Here is a 16,667-nt window from a genome sequence, read left to right as displayed (position 1 = left end):
GCGCTCACCCTCGCGGTCAACGTCGCCTGTACGGCCTCCAGCACCGTCACCAACACCGCCACCGTCACCGGAGGCGGCGACACCACCACCCACACCGCCACCGATCCCACGGCCATCACCGGCGCCTGCCCGCCCACGCTGGCGATCAGCAAGACCCACAGCGGCGCGTTCGGGCAGGGCAAGAGGGGCACCTACAGCATCACGGTCACCAACAGTGGCACCGGCCCGACCGACGGCACCACCGTCACTCTGACCGAAACCTTGCCCAAGGGACTCACCCCCGTCTCGCTCAGCGGCACTGGATGGGCCTGCAGCCGATCCACCCTCACCTGTACCCGCAGCGACGTCCTCCCCTCAGGGAGCAGCTACCCACCCATCACCCTCAAGGTGGACGTCTCCTGCAAGGCCTCCAGCACCGTCACCAACACCGCCACCGTCACCGGAGGCGGCGACACCACCACCCACACCGCCACCGACCCCACCAAGATCAAGCGTCACCAGCACGACAAGCACTGCGATCACCACGACCACTGGTAGGGCGACTCCCCTTGATGAGATCCGGCTAGAGCTACGGATCAGAAGCTGCCCGTGCCCCATCCGCGCAACAACACAGCCCCCTGACCGTCTCGTCCGGTCAGGGGCCATTCACCGGCGCGGTGGGTGGGGGCTTTGAACCCAGGGTGGCTCGCGCACGACCGTTTTCAAGACCTGTCTGTCGTTGGCGGGCCGGATCTGGCGTCCGGCTGATCCGGCAGGTTACGACTTCACGGGCGAAGCCGCAGGTCCGGGGCCAATTGCGTGACATCAATAACTGACATCAACAGAGGCGTACAACCACGCACGGCGGCGGGCCCGTAAGCGGCGGACGGACCAACAGATCCCAGCAGGCGAACGGTCCGTGATGGTGCTGCACGCGCCTACGGATCAGAAGGTTGCAGGTTCGAATCCTGCCGAGTGCACAGCAGGCCAGGGGCCTTCAGGAGAAATCCTGTAGGCCCCTGGCTTTTGCGTTGACGGAAGTCTTTGACGGGCCGTGGAGAAAAAGTGGGTCGAGGCCGGGCGGCCAGGGCGAGCGCCCGGTCCGACTTGGCGAGCCGGAATCCGCGGTGACCCTTCGCGAGTGCCTGAGGCCCCGTGGCCGGGGCGGCCGACCTGCGCTGCTTCACCTGCTTCGCTCACCTGTTCGGGCCGCGGCCCGAGTTGTCGTCCAGGGCACGCAGAAGCCCGGCCGGGTCAGGCCGATGCCTTGACGGCCGAGCCCGCCCGGGCCCGCTCCTGCACGACGCGGCGGCGCCGGGTCGGCATCCCGAGCGTCGGGTTGGCGACGCCCCAGGCCGCGCCTTTGCAGACCAGCTCCTTGTAGACGGCGGCGAGCCGTCCGGTCAGGGCCGCCCGGACGGCGCGGTCGTCGGCGGTGACGTACTGGATCACGCCTTCCTTGCGGCCCAGTGAGATGCACTGGTTGAAGTAGCGGAGCGGCGCGTTCGGGAGCTTCCCGCCGGTCAGGCGTGCCGCGATGGCGTCGGCGGCCTGCCATGCGGTCGGGGTGCCCGAGGCGCACGACATCCGCAGCGGCTTGTCGCCGGGGCCCATCACCATGGCCGCGTCGCCGATGGCGTACACGTCCGGGTGCGAGACCGAGCGCATGGTCCCGTCGACCACGATCTGGCCTGTGCCGGTGATCTCCAGAGCGGTGGCCTTCGCGATCGGGTGGACCGCGAAGCCGGTGGTCCACACGGTGACCGCGGCCGGGACGGACTTGCCGTCGGCGGTGGCGACGCGGTCGGCCTCCACGCCGGTGACGGCGGTGTGCTCGTGCACGGTGATGCCGAGCCTGTCGAAGACCCTCCGCAGGTGCCGGCGGCCTTTGGGCGAGAGCCAGTCGCCGAGCCCGCCGCGGGCGGCGAGGGCGATGTCGAGGTCCGGGCGGGACTCGGCGATCTCGGTCGCGGCCTCCAGGCCGGTGAGGCCGCCGCCGACGACGACCACGGGCTGTCCGGCGTCCAGGCCGGCCAGGCGCTCGCGCAGCCGGAGCGCTCCGGGGCGGCCGGCGACCTCGTGGGCGTGCTCGGCGGTGCCGGGGACGCCTTGGGTGTTCCAGCCGCTGCCGAGGGCGTACACGAGGCTGTCGTACTCCAGTTCCGCGGCGCCGTTCGCGTCGATGACGGCGACGGTCTTGCGGTCGACGTCGACGCCGGTGACCTTCGCGAGCTTCAGTTCGACGCCGGTGCCTGCGAACATCTCGCTGAAGGGCCGGGGTTTGAGGTCCTGGCCGACCGCCAGCTGGTGCATCCGGACGCGCTCGACGAAGTCGGGCTCGGCGTTGACGAGGGTGATGGCGACGTCCTCCCGGCGCAGCCGCTTGGCGAGGCGCCCGGCGGCGATGGCTCCGGTGTATCCGGCTCCGATGACGACGATGCGGTGCTGCATTTCCTGGCTCCTGTCTCGCGCGGGTTCGCCACTTGAACCGGGCAGCCCGCCGTTTCCTGACAGGAACGCGATGTGAAGCACCTCACATCGGGGTCAGAAGGCGTGGAGCAGAGGTTCCCCGTGGTCGGTGCCCGCCCACCGCTGGGTCGCGCGTTCGAGTTTGTCGGGGTTGACCTGGTTGCGGAACGCGGCGATGCCCTCGGCGGTGACCTCCAGGCACATGATGCCGATGACCCGGCCGTCGACGACCGCCACGACGGCGGGGGCGCCGTTGGCGGTCGTGGCGTAGACCTCGGGGGAGCCGCCGGCGATGGCGCGCTTTGCCTTGCCGGGTTTGAACAGGCCCCGCATGAACTTCGCGACCGCGAGGGCGCCCTCGAACGCCTTGGCACGGGCCGGGACCTTCCCGCCGCCGTCGCCGACCGAGACGGCGTCCTCGGTGAGCAGCCGCACGAGCGGCTCGGTCCGGCCGCTGGTGGCGGCCGCGAGGAACTCCTCGACGATCCGCCGGGCGGCGGCCTCGTCGATCTCGGTGCGGGCCCTGCCGTCCGCGACGTGCTTCTTGGCGCGGTGGAAGAGCTGCTGGCCGGCGGCCTCGGTGATGTCCAGGATCTCCGCGATCTTCCGGTGCGGGTAGTCGAAGGCCTCGCGCAGCACATACACCACCCGCTCGTCGGGGGAGAGGCGCTCCATGAGGGCGAGGACCGCGTACGAGACCGATTCGCGCTGCTCGGCGGTGTCGGCCGGACCGAGCATCGGGTCCCCGGCGAGCAGCGGCTCGGGCAGCCATTGGCCCACATAGGTCTCGCGCCGGGCACGGGCCGAGGTGAGCTGGTTGAGGCACAGGTTGGTGAGGACCTTCGTCAGCCAGGCCTCGGGGACCTCGATGCGGTCGATGTCGGCGGCCTGCCAGCGCAGGAACGTGTCCTGCACGGCGTCCTCGGCATCGCTCGCGGAGCCGAGGAGGCGGTAGGCGATGGCCTCCAGGCGGGGCATGGAGGCCTCGAACCGGTCCATGTGGTTCACGGTCAGAGCCATGGCCCGGATCCTAGCTCTCACAGCGTGCGACCGACCTCGGGCTGCGGCCCTGCGCCACTCGACCGGTGCTGTTCGACTTCCGGGACGCAGTGGATCGCGGTGATCGAGTCGATCTCGGGGCCCATTCGCGTGTGGCGGCGACTGGGCGCTCAGGTCGGGCCCTCCTTGGGGAGGCGGTGGACCGATCCGCCCTCGGTGGCGGCCTCCTCACCGCGCGGGAGGACAGCCGTAGTTGATCCGTAAGTGACGGCAATCCTGACGGCAACTACGGCACGAGGAGCTGATGATCAACCCCGTTGGCGATCAATCCGGAAGGCGTATCCGGTGGAGGGCGCAAGCGCCTGCCAGGATCACGCTGTGAACGAGTCTTCGATTGCCACGAGACTGAGCGGCGCCCTCGACTGGGCAGGACTGGTCCCGTCCGCCCTTCTTCTTGCGGGGGGCATCAGGGACTACCGAGACGGCGGATCCGTGGGCTGGCCGATCGGCGGAGCGCTGTTGGTTCTGCTCAGCCTCTGGGTGATCTGTCGCGGGAGGTCTCGCCGGAGCGGCAGGACCACCGAGTTGCCGTAGGCGTCCAGCAGAGCCGTACCGCAACCACCCCCGACCGCCCCGACCGCCCCGTCCGCTACCGTCATTCCAGGGCCTCGTAGCGGCCGGAATGGTCGTTGCTGACCGATCTCGCCAAAGCTACGGATCAGAAGGTTGCAGGTTCGAATCCTGCCGAGTGGACAGTGGCAAGAGGCCCTCGGAATCGCCGTCGTCCGGGGGCCTCTTGGCCTTTCCTCCGCCTGAATCGGAATCCGGGAGTTCACGCATGGGGTGCATGGGGTGGCAGTGCACCGGGCTGCGGTGGCCGGATGCGCAGGGGGTGCCCGTCCTGGGGTGGCGGCGGGGCGGGGCCGCGCGGGTGAGTGCGCCGGCGTACGGGACGGAGCTCGGGTTCCGGGCGGTGGGGCGGCGGCACTGTGTCGGGGCGCGCGGGAACGCGTGTCCGGTGGGGGCCGTGGTGGCGGGGCGGAGCACGGGGGCGCGGTGTCCGGAGTGTGCGCGGCTGGACAGGGCGCATTCGGTGGCCGCCGACACGATCGCCGACGACCCTCGGACGTACCGCGTGTATCTCGCCTGGTTCGGGCCGGGGATGGTGAAGGTCGGGATCACCGCCGAGGAGCGGGAGGCGGCGCGGCTGCGGGAGCAGGGGGCCGTGGTGTTCAGCTGGCTGGGGCGGGGGCCGTTGATGGCGGCGCGGCGGACCGAGGAGCTGCTGCGGTCGGCGCTCGGGGTGCCGGACCGGATTCCGTACGCCAGGAAGCGGGCCGTGCGCGCGGCGCTGCCGGGGGCGGCGGAGCGGCGGGCCGAGGTGGCGGAGCTCTACGCGCGGGCTGCGGCGCTGGAGGGGGCCGGGTGGCCGGAGTCGTTGGAGCGGCTGCCGTTCGAGGCGGTCGATCACGCCGGGGTGTTCGGGCTGGACGGCGCGGTCGAGGTGGCGTGGGCGGTCACCGAGTTGGTGGACGGGGGTGTGGTCGCGGGGCGGCTGGTGGCGGCGGCCGGGCCCGATCTGCATGTGGAGACGGTGACGCACGGGGTCGTGGTGCTGGACACCCGGCTGATGACCGGATGGGAACTGGCGGGCGCCGACGCGCGGGCCGGGGTGGGCGTTCCGGTGACCGACATCGGGGGCGGCGGCGTTCAGGGCGGGCTGTTCTGAGATCGTCGGGGCCGGAGGGCCGGAGGGCCGGAATCGTCGGGGCGGACGTGGGAATCGTCGGGGCCGGGCGGTGAAAGGGGCGCGTGATGAGTGGTGACGCAGACGACGTCGTGCGGTTCCGGGAACGGCTGGGGCTGCCCGGGATCATCGATGTCCATACGCACTTCATGCCGGATCGGGTGCTGCGCAAGGTCTGGGCGTACTTCGACTCCGCGGGGCCGCTGACCGGGATGGAGTGGCCGATCGAGTACCGGCACGACGAGGACGAACGCCTCGCGCTGCTGCGCTCGTTCGGCGTGCTCCGGTTCACCTCGATGCTCTACCCGCACAAGGCGGGGATGGCGGCCTGGCTGAACGGCTGGGCGGCCGACTTCGCGCACCGGGTGCCGGACTGCCTGCACACCGCGACGTTCTTCCCGGAGGAGGGCGTGGAGCGGTACGTGCGCGAGGCGGTGGAGGCGGGGGCGCGGGTCTTCAAGTCGCACGTCCAGGTGGGCGCGTACGACGCCAACGACCCGCTGCTGGAGCCGGTGTGGGGGCTGCTCGCGGAGGCCGGGGTGCCGGTGGTGATGCACTGCGGATCGGGGCCGGCGCCCGGCAAGCACACGGGGCCCGAACCGGTCGGCCGGCTGCTCGCCCGGCATCCGCGGCTGCGGCTGATCGTGGCGCACATGGGGATGCCGGAGTACGCGGAGTTCATGGAGCTGGCGGAGACGTACCCGGAGGTACGGCTCGATACGACGATGGCGTTCACGGACTTCTTGGAGGACTTCATGCCGTTCCCGGTGGCCGAGCGGGGGCGGCTCGCGGCGCTCGGGGACCGGATTCTGCTGGGCACGGACTTTCCGAACATCCCGCATCCGTACGCGCATCAGCTGCACGCCCTGGAGCGGCTGGAGTTGGGGGACGACTGGCTGCGGGCGGTCTGTCACGGCAACGCGAGCGCGTTGTTCGACGTGCGCTGAAGGGGTTGGAGGGCGCCGACGGTCGGTGGAGGACGGCGGAGGGCCATTTTTCTCAGGGAATTCACAGAATTGGGAAAGAGCCCTCTCAGAGGAGCCTCACAGGGTGGGGCCATGACGACGACGACCTCGCCCCAGGGGCGTACCGAACTGCTGAGGGCGGACCGCACCCCCGTCCGCGTGCTGGTGGTGGACGACGAGGCTCCGCTCGCCGAGCTGCTCTCCATGACGCTGCGTTACGAGGGCTGGGAGGTGCGCAGCGCCGGGGACGGGGCCGGTGCCGTCCGGATGGCGCGCGACTTCCGGCCCGACGTGGTGATCCTCGATGTGATGCTGCCCGACACGGACGGGTTCGCCGTGCTCGGCAGGCTGCGGCGGGAGCTGTCCGAGGTCCCCGTGCTGTTCCTGACCGCGCGCGACGCGGTGGAGGACCGGATCGCGGGGCTCACGGCGGGCGGCGACGACTACGTCACCAAGCCGTTCAGCCTGGAGGAGGTCGTGGCGCGGCTGCGCGGGCTGATCCGGCGGTCCGGTACGGCGGCCGTACGCAGCGAGTCGACGCTCGTCGTCGGCGATCTGGCGCTGGACGAGGACAGCCACGAGGTCAGCCGGGGCGGTACGTCCATCCACCTCACCGCGACCGAGTTCGAGCTGCTGCGCTTCCTGATGCGCAATCCGCGGCGGGTGCTGAGCAAGGCGCAGATCCTCGACCGGGTGTGGAACTACGACTTCGGCGGGCAGGCGAACGTCGTCGAGCTGTATATCTCGTATCTGCGCAAGAAGATCGACGCCGGACGGTCGCCGATGATCCATACCCGGCGCGGGGCGGGGTATCTCATCAAGCCCGGTGAATAGGCGCACGTACCGGCGGCGGGGGCCGTGGACGCTGCGGACCCGGCTCGTGGTCTCGGCGGTGACGCTGATCGCCGTGGTGGCCGCGGTCATCGGCTCGGTCACCACCATCGCCTTCCGCAGCTACATGTACGGCAAACTCGACGACCAGCTGCGCTCCATCGCCATGCGGGCCGCGAAGCCGCCCGGTGGCGGGGGGCTGATGCCCGGCGGTGCGCTGCCCGGCGGCGATCCGCTGGCCTTCGTCGACGGGCGCGGGCTGCCCGTCGGCGCCTTCGGGGCCGTTCTGGTGGACGGTTCGGTCACCGGGTCGAGGGTGGTCCCGGAGAGCTCGACCACGCCGGGGCCGGGGGCCGAGGACAGCGGGCAGCCGATGACCGGCGCCCAGCAGAAAGCCCTGGCCGCGGCGGACACGCCCGCCGGTGGCGGGGCGCGAAGCATCGATCTGCCCGGGCTCGGCGCCAACCGGGTGCAGGCGGTCGCGGGGCCGCAGGGGACGACGGTCCTCGTCGGCATCCCCGCCGCCGAGGTGCACGGCGCCCTCACCACCCTGATCCTCGTCGAGGTCTGTGTCACCGGCGCCGGTCTGATCGCGGCCGGGATCGCGGGCGCCGCCATGGTCGGTGTCGCGCTGCGTCCGCTGCGCCGGGTCGCCGCGACCGCGACCCGGGTCTCCGAACTCCCGCTGCACAGCGGCGAGGTGGCCCTCCTGGAACGGGTCCCGGACGCGGAGGCCGATCCGCGGACCGAGGTCGGGCAGGTGGGCGCGGCGCTCAACCGGATGCTGGGCCACGTCGGTTCGGCGCTGGAGGTGCGCCAGGAGAGCGAGACGCGGGTGCGCCAGTTCGTCGCGGACGCCAGCCACGAACTGCGCACCCCGCTGGCCTCGATCCGCGGATACGCCGAACTGACCCGGCGCGGCCGCGAGGAGACCGGCCCCGACACCCGGCACGCGCTGGGGCGGATCGAGTCCGAGGCGGAGCGGATGACGGGCATGGTGGAGGATCTGCTGCTGCTCGCCCGCCTGGATGCCGGACGCCCGCTCAGTCACGAGAGCACCGATCTCTCGCCGGTCGTCGTCGACGCGGTGAGCGATGCCCGCGCCGCCGGGCAGGGGGAGCACCACTGGCGCCTCGAACTGCCGGACGAGCCCGCGACCGTGCACGGTGATCCGCCCCGGCTCCATCAGGTGCTGGTCAATCTGCTGGCGAACGCCCGTACGCACACCCCGCCCGGCACCACCGTCACCGTGCGGGTGCGTGCCGCGGCCGGTCACCCGTGGGTGACGCTGGAGGTCCAGGACGACGGGCCCGGCATTCCACCCCAGCTGCTGCCGCATGTCTTCGAACGGTTTGCGCGCGGCGATGCCTCGCGCTCCCGCCAGGCGGGCTCCACCGGGCTCGGGCTCGCCATCGTGCAGGCCGTCGTCACGGCGCACGGCGGCCGGGTGGAGGTGTCGTCGGTCCCGGGGCGCACGGTGTTCGCCGTCCAGCTGCCCGCGGCGTCCGTCGCCCCGGCGCAGTCACAGGCGTCCGTCGCCCCGGCGCACTCACAGCAGGGGGACAGGCTCAGCACATCGGCGTGACAGCGGGGCCGGTGAGTGTCGACGGCATGCGAACCGACACTCCTTGGAGCGCCCTGCCGGCCCGGGACCATCTCCTCGCCGGAGCGGCCGACGCGGCAGGTGCACCCGTACTCGATGTGGTGGTACCCGTCTACAACGAGGAGAAGGACCTCGAACCGTGTGTGCTGCGCCTGCACGACCATCTGGCGCGCACCTTCCCGTACGCCTTCCGGATCACCGTCGCGGACAACGCGAGCACCGACCGGACACCGCAGGTGGCGGCCCGGCTCGCGGCGGCGCTGCCCCGGGTGCGGTCGTACCGGCTGGAGGAGAAGGGCCGCGGGCGCGCGCTGCGTACCGTCTGGTCGCACTCGGACGCCCCGGTCCTGGCGTACATGGACGTCGATCTCTCCACCGACCTCAACGCGCTGCTGCCGCTGGTCGCCCCGCTGATCTCGGGCCACTCGGACCTGGCGATCGGCTCGCGGCTGGCCCGTAGCTCGCGGGTGGTGCGCGGATCCAAGCGGGAGTTCGTCTCGCGCGCCTACAACCTCATTCTCCGCTCGTCGCTGGCCGCCCGGTTCAGCGACGCACAGTGCGGGTTCAAGGCCATCCGGCGCGAAGTCGCGCAGCGGCTGCTGCCGATGGTGGAGGACACGGGGTGGTTCTTCGACACCGAGATGCTGGTGCTTGCCGAGCGCGCCGGGCTGCGCATCCACGAGGTGCCGGTCGACTGGGTCGACGACCCCGACTCCACCGTTCACATCGTGCGGACGGCGACCGAGGACCTGAAAGGCGTGTGGCGGGTGGGGCGGGCGCTGGCGGTCGGCGCACTGCCGCTGGACCGGCTGGCCCGGCCCTTCGGGGACGATCCGCGCGACCGCGCGCTGAGTGGGGTGCCGGGCGGCCTGGCCCGGCAGCTCGTCGGGTTCTGTGTCGTCGGCGCGCTCTCCACGCTCTTCTATCTCGCCCTGTACTCGCTCTTCCGGCTGGGCGTCGGCCCGCAGACCGCCAACGGCGGCGCGCTGCTGGTGTCGGCCGTCGCCAATACGGCGGCCAACCGGAGGCTCACCTTCGGTGTACGCGGCCGGGGCGGAGCCGTACGCCATCAGGCGCAGGGCCTGGTCGTCTTCGCCATCGGTCTGGCCCTGACGAGCGGCTCGCTGGCCGCGCTGGGAGCGGCGTCCGGATCGCCGTCGCACGGCACGGAGCTCGCCGTGCTGATCGCGGCCAACCTCGCGGCGACGGTGCTGCGCTTCCTGCTCTTCCGCGCCTGGGTCTTCCCGGAGCGGGCCGCCGCGGAGGCCCGCTCGGCCGGGCGCGGCGACGACACTCACCACGAACTGGGGAACGCCCGATGACCACGCTGCCTCCCGACCACCTTCCGGCCCCGCCGGACGCGCCGACGCCGCCGCCACCGGATTCCGGGACCGGCCACGCACGGCCGGACAGGCCCTCGGCGCACCGCATATGGCGCGGGAGGCCCGAGGACCCGCGCTGGGCGCGGCCCGCCTTCCTCGCCATGCTGCTGGTCATCGCGCTCGCGTACGTGTGGGACCTCAGTGCCTCCGGATACGCCAACTCCTTCTACTCCGCGGCGGTCCAGGCGGGCAGCCGGAGCTGGAAGGCCTTCTTCTTCGGTTCGTTGGACGCGGCGAACGCGATCACGGTCGACAAGCCCCCGGCCACGCTCTGGCCGATGGCCCTGTCGGTGCGCGTCTTCGGCCTCGGTTCGTGGTCGATCCTGGTCCCGCAGGTGCTGATGGGGGTGGCCACCGCCGGGGTGCTGTACGCGGCCGTGCGCCGCCGTTTCAACGCGGTCGCCGGGCTGATCGCGATGGCGGTGTTCGCGCTCACGCCCGTCGCAGCGCTGATGTTCCGCTTCAACAACCCGGACGCGCTGCTGGCGTTGCTGATGACCGTCACCGTCTACTGCGTGCTGCGTGCGATGGAGAACGGCCGGACCAAGTGGCTGGTGTGGGCGGGCGTCGCGGTCGGGTTCGCGTTCCTGTCCAAGACTCTGCAGGCGTTCCTGATCCTGCCGCCGCTGGCCGTGCTGTACGCGGTGTTCGCGCCGGTCTCCGTACGCAAGCGGTTCGGCCAACTCGGCCTCTCGGCGCTCGCGATGGCCGTCGCGGGCGGCTGGTGGGTGGCGATCGTCGAACTGTGGCCCGCCTCGTCGCGTCCGTACATCGGCGGTTCGCAGAACAACTCCTTCCTGGAGCTGACCTTCGGCTACAACGGCCTCGGCCGGATCAACGGCGACGAGACCGGCAGCGTCGGAGGAGGCGGTGGCGGTGGCCGGTCCGGCGGTCAGTGGGGCGAGACCGGCATCGGCCGGATGTTCGACTCCGAGATCGGCAGCCAGATCTCCTGGCTGCTGCCGGCCGCGCTGATCCTGCTCGTCGCGGGTGTCTGGCTGACCTGGCGGGCCCGGCGCACCGACACGGCCCGTGCGGCGTTCCTCGCCTGGGGCGGCTCGCTGCTGATGACGGCCGTCGTCTTCAGCTTCATGGCCGGCATCTTCCACCAGTACTACACGGTCGCCCTGGCGCCGTATCTCGCGGCGCTCGTCGGCATGGGCGCCACGGTCCTGTGGGAGGAACGGGCCAGGTGGTGGGCGCGCGGGGCGCTCGCCGGCACGGTCGCGGTGACGGCGCTCTGGTCGTACGTCCTGCTGGGGCGCACCCCGGACTACCTGCCGTGGCTGCGCTGGGCCGTCCTCATCGGAGGTCTGGCGGGCGCGGCGGCCCTGCTGCTCGCCGCGCGTCTCGGGCGCCGGCTGTCGCTCGCGGCCGTGATGGTGAGCTTCGTGGCGTCGCTGGCGGGGCCGACGGCGTACACCCTCTCCACGCTGAACACCGGACACCAGGGTTCGATCGTCACGGCCGGCCCGTCCGGCGCCAGTTCGATGGGCGGTCCTGGCGGCGGCCGGGGCGGCGGCCCCGGTGGTGGCGGTACGGGCGGCGGAATGCGGCCTCCGGGGCAGGACGGTCAACAGGGCGGCGGCATGGGACAGCCCCCCACCGGCGGCCGGGGCGGCGACCAGCAGAACGGCCGGCCGCCGGGAGCCATGCCCGGCACAGCGCCGGGCACCGCCCCAGGCGGCATGCCCGAGGGCGGTTTCCCCGGCGGAGGCGACGGCGGAGTCGGCGGCATGGGCGGTCTGCTCAACGGTTCGTCCGTCGGTACCGAGGCCGGGAAGCTCCTGGAGAAGAACGCCGGGGACTACACCTGGGCCGCCGCCGCCATCGGTTCGCAGAACGCCGCGAGCTACCAACTCGCCACCGGATACCCGGTGATGGCGATCGGCGGGTTCAACGGAAGCGACCCGTCCCCGACGCTCTCCCAGTTCAAGAAGTACGTCGGGGACGGCAGGATCCACTATTTCATCGGCGGCGCAACAGGCGCAACGGGCGGCGGCGGCAACAGCGGCACCGCGTCCCGGATCTCCTCCTGGGTGGAGGAGAACTTCGAGGAAGTCACGGTCGGCAGCGCCACTTTCTACGACCTGACCCGGCCGAAGAGCGGCGCGTAGACGAGCGGTCGGGCAACGGCTCAGCGCCGCAGCAGCAGATCCGCGACAACCGGGCGGTGGTCCGAGGCGAGCGTCTCGGCCACCGCCGCGTCGCGTACCCGTACGGAATCCTTCGACACCGCCACGTAGTCGATCCGCTGCACCGGATCCTGCGCCGGGTACGTCGGCCCGCCGGGCTCGACGTCCGTCAGTTCCTTCCACAGCGGGGCGAGTTCGGGAGCGGCCGGTGCCGCGTTGAAGTCGCCGAGCAGGATCTGCCGCACCCCCTGCCGCCCCGCCCCGGCCTCCGCCGCCTCGTCCTGCGCCATGATCCGGCGGGTGTCGGCGACCTGGGCGGTCCGTACGGACGGGTCGGCGCGGTAGTCGAGATGCGTCACATACACATGCACGGGCAGCCCCTTCACCCGCAGGACCACCTCGCCGAAGCCGGGCGCGAGGGCCGGTACCGGGTTCGGGTCCTGGGTGGAGAGCCGGGTGATCTCGTGGTTCTCGGCGCTCACGATCCGGTGCCTGGACAGCACCGCGACCCCGAATTCACGCCGGGGCGCACCGGGTGCCGCGGGATCGAGGCTGTAGATCGGGGCGAACGAGACGTACATGTGCAGCCGCTCGGCCAGTTCACCCGCCAGATCGCGCCACTCGCTCCGGGTGCCCCAGTGGACGTCGACCTCCTGGAGCCCGATCACATCGGCGTCCAGGGCGCGCAGTTCGGCCGTCTGCCGGTCGAGATCGAAGACGTTGTCCATGCCGGCGCCCGCATGGATGTTGTACGTGACCACGCGCAGCGGCACCGCGGGTCCCTGCCCGGCGGCCGATGCGGGAGGCGCGAGGACGGCCCCCGAGAGGCCCGCTGCGATGAGAACGACCACCGTACGACGACGCAGTGACATACCACTCCAGCCCTTGTCGGATCAGCGGCGAGCACGGTATCGCGCGGAAATGAGTTGTAGACCGTACGAGGCGAGCTATACGGTGTACGTCTTACACCTGTACACCGTATAAGAAACCAGGATCAGGAGTCCGCATGACGGCGACCGCCGCCGAGCAGCACCGCTTCTCGCCGCCGAGCCACCCGCAACGCTGGCTGATTCTCGGCGTCATCTGCCTCGCCCAGCTCACCGTGCTGCTCGACAACACCGTGCTCAACGTGGCGATCCCCTCCCTCACCCGGGAACTGGACGCCTCCACCGCCGACGTGCAATGGATGATCAGCGCCTATTCGCTGGTCCAGTCGGGTCTGCTGCTCACGGCCGGCAGTTCCGCCGACCGCTACGGCCGCAAGAAGATGCTCATCGCGGGGCTCGCCCTGTTCGGCATCGGGTCGCTGGTGGCCGGACTCGCCCAGTCGTCCGCGCAACTGATCGCCGCCCGCGCGGGCATGGGTATCGGCGGTGCGCTGCTGCTGACGACGACCCTGGCCGTCGTCGTGCAGATCTTCGACGACTCCGAGCGGGTCAAGGCGATCGGCATCTGGTCGACCGTCAGCTCGCTCGGCTTCGCCGTCGGTCCGCTGATCGGCGGCGTGATGCTCGATCACTTCTGGTGGGGCGCGATCTTCCTGATCAACATCCCGGTCGCGGTCATCGGCCTGGTCGCCGTGGCCCGCCTCGTCCCGGAGTTCAAGAACTCCAGCAGCGAGCGCCCCGACCTGCTCGGCGCACTGCTCTCCACCATCGGCATGGCGTCCGTCGTGTACGCGATCATCTCCGGTCCGGAGCACGGCTGGGCGTCGGGCAGGGTGCTGCTGACCGCCTTCATCGGGGTCGCCGTACTGGCCGGGTTCGTGCTGTGGGAGCTGCACATCCCGTACCCGATGCTGGACATGCACTTCTTCCGGAACCAGAAGTTCATCGGCGCGGTCGCGGGCGCGATCCTGGTCGCCTTCGGGATGGGCGGCTCGCTGTTCCTGCTCACCCAGCAGCTCCAGTTCGTCCTCGGCTACGGGCCGCTGGAGGCCGGTCTGCGTACGGCTCCGCTGGCGCTGAGCGTCGTCGCCCTGAACCTCACCGGACTGGGCGCGAGGCTGGTGCCCAAGCTGGGCACGCCGGTCACCATCGCGGCCGGCATGAGCCTGCTGGCCGCCGGACTCGCCGCGATCGCGCTGCTCGGCGGCAACGGCTACGGCGGCATGCTGCTCGGCCTGGTCGTGATGGGAGCGGGCATCGCGCTCGCCATGCCCGCCATGGCCAACGCGATCATGAGCGCCATTCCGCCGGAGAAGGCGGGCGTGGGCGCCGGGGTCAACGGCACGCTCGCCGAGTTCGGCAACGGGCTCGGGGTCGCCGTGCTCGGCGCGGTGCTCCACTCCCGGTTCGCGACGCTCGTGCCGGCGGCCGTCGGGGCGGCCTCGCTGCCCGCCGCGCTGGCCTCGGCCACCGATGCCGGCGAGCGGGCGCGGATCACGGACGCCTTCACCTCGGGACTGGAGACCAGCCAGCTCGTCGGGGCGGTGGCGGTGCTGGCCGGCGGCCTGCTGGCCGCGGCGCTCCTGCGCCGTGCGGAGCGGGCGGAATCCGCCGGGGCGGACTCGGCCGGGGCCGCGACGGCGGCATAGCATCGAGGCGGGGCGTATCGGACCGTACGAATCCGCTTCGGCCGCGCAGGTACGCAACCGGGTCGTGCGGGCAGGTACCCAGCCGGTCCGTGCGCGCGAAGGATTCGTATCCGATCCGCCCCGCCGGCAAGACGAGGAGAGTGCGACATGGTGTCCGCGGCCGACCGTGTGAAGAACCCTGCCAGGACCAGTGTGTGGCTGGAACAGCGGACACCGTCGCGCGCCCGCAAATCGGACCAGCCGGCCGGCCTCGACCGGGAGAAGATCACCGCGGCATCGGTCCGGCTGCTGGACGCCGAGGGCCTCGCCAAGTTCTCCATGCGCCGGCTCGCCGCCGAGCTGGACGTCACCGCGATGTCCCTCTACTGGTACGTGGACACCAAGGACGATCTGCTGGAGCTGGCCCTCGACTCGGTCTACCGCGAGATCGCGCCCCCTCGTGAGGACGCGCACTGGCACGACCGGCTGCGCGAACTCGCCGTCTCCTACCGGGAACTGCTGGTCCGCCATGTCTGGGCGTCACCGCTCGCCGGTCACTTCCTCAACATGGGCCCGTACTCGATGCTGTTCTCGCACGCCATCCAGGACGTGATCCGGGCGACGGGGCTGCCACTGCACCAGCAGACCGGCGCGCTCTCCGCGGTCTTCCAGTTCGTCTACGGATTCGGCACCATCGAGGCCCACTTCGTGCAGCGCAGCGCGGAGACGGGGGTCAGCCAGGACGAGTTCTTCCAGCAGGCGTTGGGCGCCATCCGGAGCCAGCCGCAGCTCAGCCGGATCGTCGAGGCCTCGCAGGACCTGATGGACGCCCGCGGCGGCGACACGGTCGAGGAGATGCGCGACCGGGACTTCACCTTCGCCCTGGATCTGCTGATCGCGGGCATCGAGGCGATGCGGGACCGCGAGAGCCGCTGAGACCTCGCTCGTCCCTCAGTACCCGCGCCCCACGTCCACGGCCGTGCCCGGCACCCGGCAGGATCGCCCGGTGCCTGGGCCGTACGAAAGCCGGCAACTCGTCGAGTTCCACGGCGGTGTTCGTGGCGATGTGGGGTGCCGTGTCCGCAGACTACGACGGCAGGGACTCACCCTGCACGGCCTGGATGTCGAGCTCCACCCGCAGCGTCGTACCGATCGCGGAGATGCCCGCCTGCACCACCTGGTTGTAGTTCATGGCGAAGTCCTCGCGGCGCAGCTCCGCCGTCGCGCTGAACGCCGCGCGCACCCCGCCCCACGGGTCCGGACCCGTCCCGAGGTAGCTCAGGTTCAGGTCGACCGGGCGCACGATGCCGCGCATCGTCAGCTCGCCGTGGACCAGCCAGCGGTCGGGGCCCGCCGGGGTCAGTCCGTTCGAGCGGTACGTGATCTCCGGGAACCGGTCCGCGTCCAGGAAGTCCGGCGAGCGCAGGTGCTTGTCGCGCATGCCGTTGCCGGTGTCGATGCCGGCCGCGCTGATGACGGCGTCGACCCGCGACTGCTGTACGTCCTCCGCGATCTCGATCCGGCCGCTGAACTCGGTGAACCGGCCGTGCACGCTGGAGATACCCAGGTGCTGGGCGACCGCGCCCACCGAGGAGTGTGCCGGGTCCAGCGACCAGGCGCCCGGCGGCGGCAGCTCCACGCCGCCCTGGCGGGCCAGCACCACCGTGCCGGCCTCGACCCGCCCGCTCGCCGTGACGAGGGCGGTGGAGGCGGCGGGGGCGTACCCGACCGCCGTGACGATCACCGTGTACGCGCCGGCCTGCAGGGGAGTGTCGGTCCGCACCGCCCCGTCCTCGTCGGCGGCGGCCCGCAGCACCTGCGCGCCGGTCATGTCGGTGACCGTCACGATCGCGTGCTGGACCGCCCAGCCGTCCCGCGTACGTACCTGTGCGCGAAGTCCCATCCCGTTTTCTCTCCTTGCTCAATGACTCAATGAGTCGGGCCCCGGGGCGGGGACGGCAGGCCGTCCCCTGCCTGCCGTCCCCACCACCGGGGCCCATTTCCACCGGCCGGTACAACGTCTCCGCTCGAAACGCCGACCC

12 protein-coding genes and 2 pseudogenes are annotated in these 16,667 nt (G+C 71.5%); 9 read left to right on the top strand and 5 right to left on the bottom strand.

The window, feature by feature from the left end; all coding sequences use genetic code 11:
* Positions 1–537: pseudogene (locus tag ACFVV1_RS04205) on the top strand (YncE family protein); the annotation flags it as partial.
* A gap of 696 nt (positions 538–1,233) precedes the next feature.
* On the opposite strand, the gene ACFVV1_RS04200 reads toward ACFVV1_RS04205, so the two are convergent.
* Both ACFVV1_RS04200 and sigJ read right to left on the bottom strand, forming a co-directional pair.
* Positions 1,234–2,430: an NAD(P)/FAD-dependent oxidoreductase gene (locus ACFVV1_RS04200; protein WP_389984197.1), complete on the bottom strand. Its 1,197-nt coding sequence runs from the start codon at positions 2,428–2,430 to the stop codon at positions 1,234–1,236.
* A 93-nt stretch (positions 2,431–2,523) separates the two neighbouring features.
* Positions 2,524–3,468, bottom strand: coding sequence for an RNA polymerase sigma factor SigJ (gene sigJ, locus ACFVV1_RS04195; protein ID WP_389984194.1), 945 nt, complete (start codon positions 3,466–3,468; stop codon positions 2,524–2,526).
* Positions 3,469–4,294: 826 nt separating this feature from the next.
* Between sigJ and ACFVV1_RS04190 the strand changes: the two genes are divergently transcribed.
* The 6 genes from ACFVV1_RS04190 (at position 4,295) to ACFVV1_RS04165 (ending at position 12,092) form a co-directional block, all read left to right on the top strand.
* Positions 4,295–5,176, top strand: a complete 882-nt coding sequence (locus ACFVV1_RS04190; RefSeq protein ID WP_389985113.1) for a DUF2797 domain-containing protein — start codon at positions 4,295–4,297, stop codon at positions 5,174–5,176.
* A gap of 86 nt (positions 5,177–5,262) precedes the next feature.
* Positions 5,263–6,141, top strand: coding sequence for an amidohydrolase family protein (locus ACFVV1_RS04185; RefSeq protein WP_389984191.1), 879 nt, complete (start codon positions 5,263–5,265; stop codon positions 6,139–6,141).
* A gap of 111 nt (positions 6,142–6,252) precedes the next feature.
* Positions 6,253–6,993 carry a response regulator transcription factor gene (locus ACFVV1_RS04180; protein WP_389984188.1) on the top strand — a complete coding sequence of 247 codons (741 nt, stop codon included), beginning with the start codon at positions 6,253–6,255 and terminating at the stop codon, positions 6,991–6,993.
* Positions 6,986–8,575, top strand: coding sequence for an ATP-binding protein (locus tag ACFVV1_RS04175; protein WP_389984185.1), 1,590 nt, complete (start codon positions 6,986–6,988; stop codon positions 8,573–8,575). Before ACFVV1_RS04180 ends, ACFVV1_RS04175 begins: the two co-directional genes overlap by 8 nt.
* A 26-nt stretch (positions 8,576–8,601) precedes the next feature.
* A complete protein-coding gene (locus ACFVV1_RS04170) occupies positions 8,602–9,915 on the top strand; it encodes a glycosyltransferase (protein ID WP_389984182.1) in 1,314 nt (437 codons plus the stop codon).
* On the top strand, positions 9,912–12,092 hold the full coding sequence (locus ACFVV1_RS04165) for a glycosyltransferase family 39 protein (RefSeq protein ID WP_389984179.1): 2,181 nt from the start codon (positions 9,912–9,914) through the stop codon (positions 12,090–12,092). Before ACFVV1_RS04170 ends, ACFVV1_RS04165 begins: the two co-directional genes overlap by 4 nt.
* Positions 12,093–12,112: 20 nt before the next feature.
* On the opposite strand, the gene ACFVV1_RS04160 is transcribed toward ACFVV1_RS04165, so the two are convergent.
* Positions 12,113–12,982 carry an endonuclease/exonuclease/phosphatase family protein gene (locus ACFVV1_RS04160; RefSeq protein ID WP_389984176.1) on the bottom strand — a complete coding sequence of 290 codons (870 nt, stop codon included), beginning with the start codon at positions 12,980–12,982 and terminating at the stop codon, positions 12,113–12,115.
* Between the two features lie 134 nt (positions 12,983–13,116).
* On the opposite strand from ACFVV1_RS04160, the gene ACFVV1_RS04155 reads away from it, so the two are divergent.
* Positions 13,117–14,646: an MFS transporter gene (locus tag ACFVV1_RS04155; RefSeq protein WP_389984173.1), complete on the top strand. Its 1,530-nt coding sequence runs from the start codon at positions 13,117–13,119 to the stop codon at positions 14,644–14,646.
* A gap of 147 nt (positions 14,647–14,793) precedes the next feature.
* Positions 14,794–15,561: a TetR/AcrR family transcriptional regulator C-terminal domain-containing protein gene (locus tag ACFVV1_RS04150; protein ID WP_389984170.1), complete on the top strand. Its 768-nt coding sequence runs from the start codon at positions 14,794–14,796 to the stop codon at positions 15,559–15,561.
* Positions 15,562–15,619: 58 nt separating this feature from the next.
* On the opposite strand, the pseudogene ACFVV1_RS04145 reads toward ACFVV1_RS04150, so the two are convergent.
* Both ACFVV1_RS04145 and ACFVV1_RS04140 read right to left on the bottom strand, forming a co-directional pair.
* Positions 15,620–15,691: pseudogene (locus tag ACFVV1_RS04145) on the bottom strand (PPOX class F420-dependent oxidoreductase); the annotation flags it as partial.
* Between the two features lie 21 nt (positions 15,692–15,712).
* Complete coding sequence (locus ACFVV1_RS04140; protein ID WP_389984167.1) at positions 15,713–16,528, bottom strand: YceI family protein; 816 nt, start codon at positions 16,526–16,528, stop codon at positions 15,713–15,715.
* Between the last annotated feature and the right edge of the window lie 139 nt (positions 16,529–16,667).

The organism is Streptomyces sp. NPDC058092 (genome assembly GCF_042884935.1).
Lineage (GTDB): Bacteria > Actinomycetota > Actinomycetes > Streptomycetales > Streptomycetaceae > Streptomyces.
This window is presented reverse-complemented; position numbering and strand designations above follow the sequence as displayed.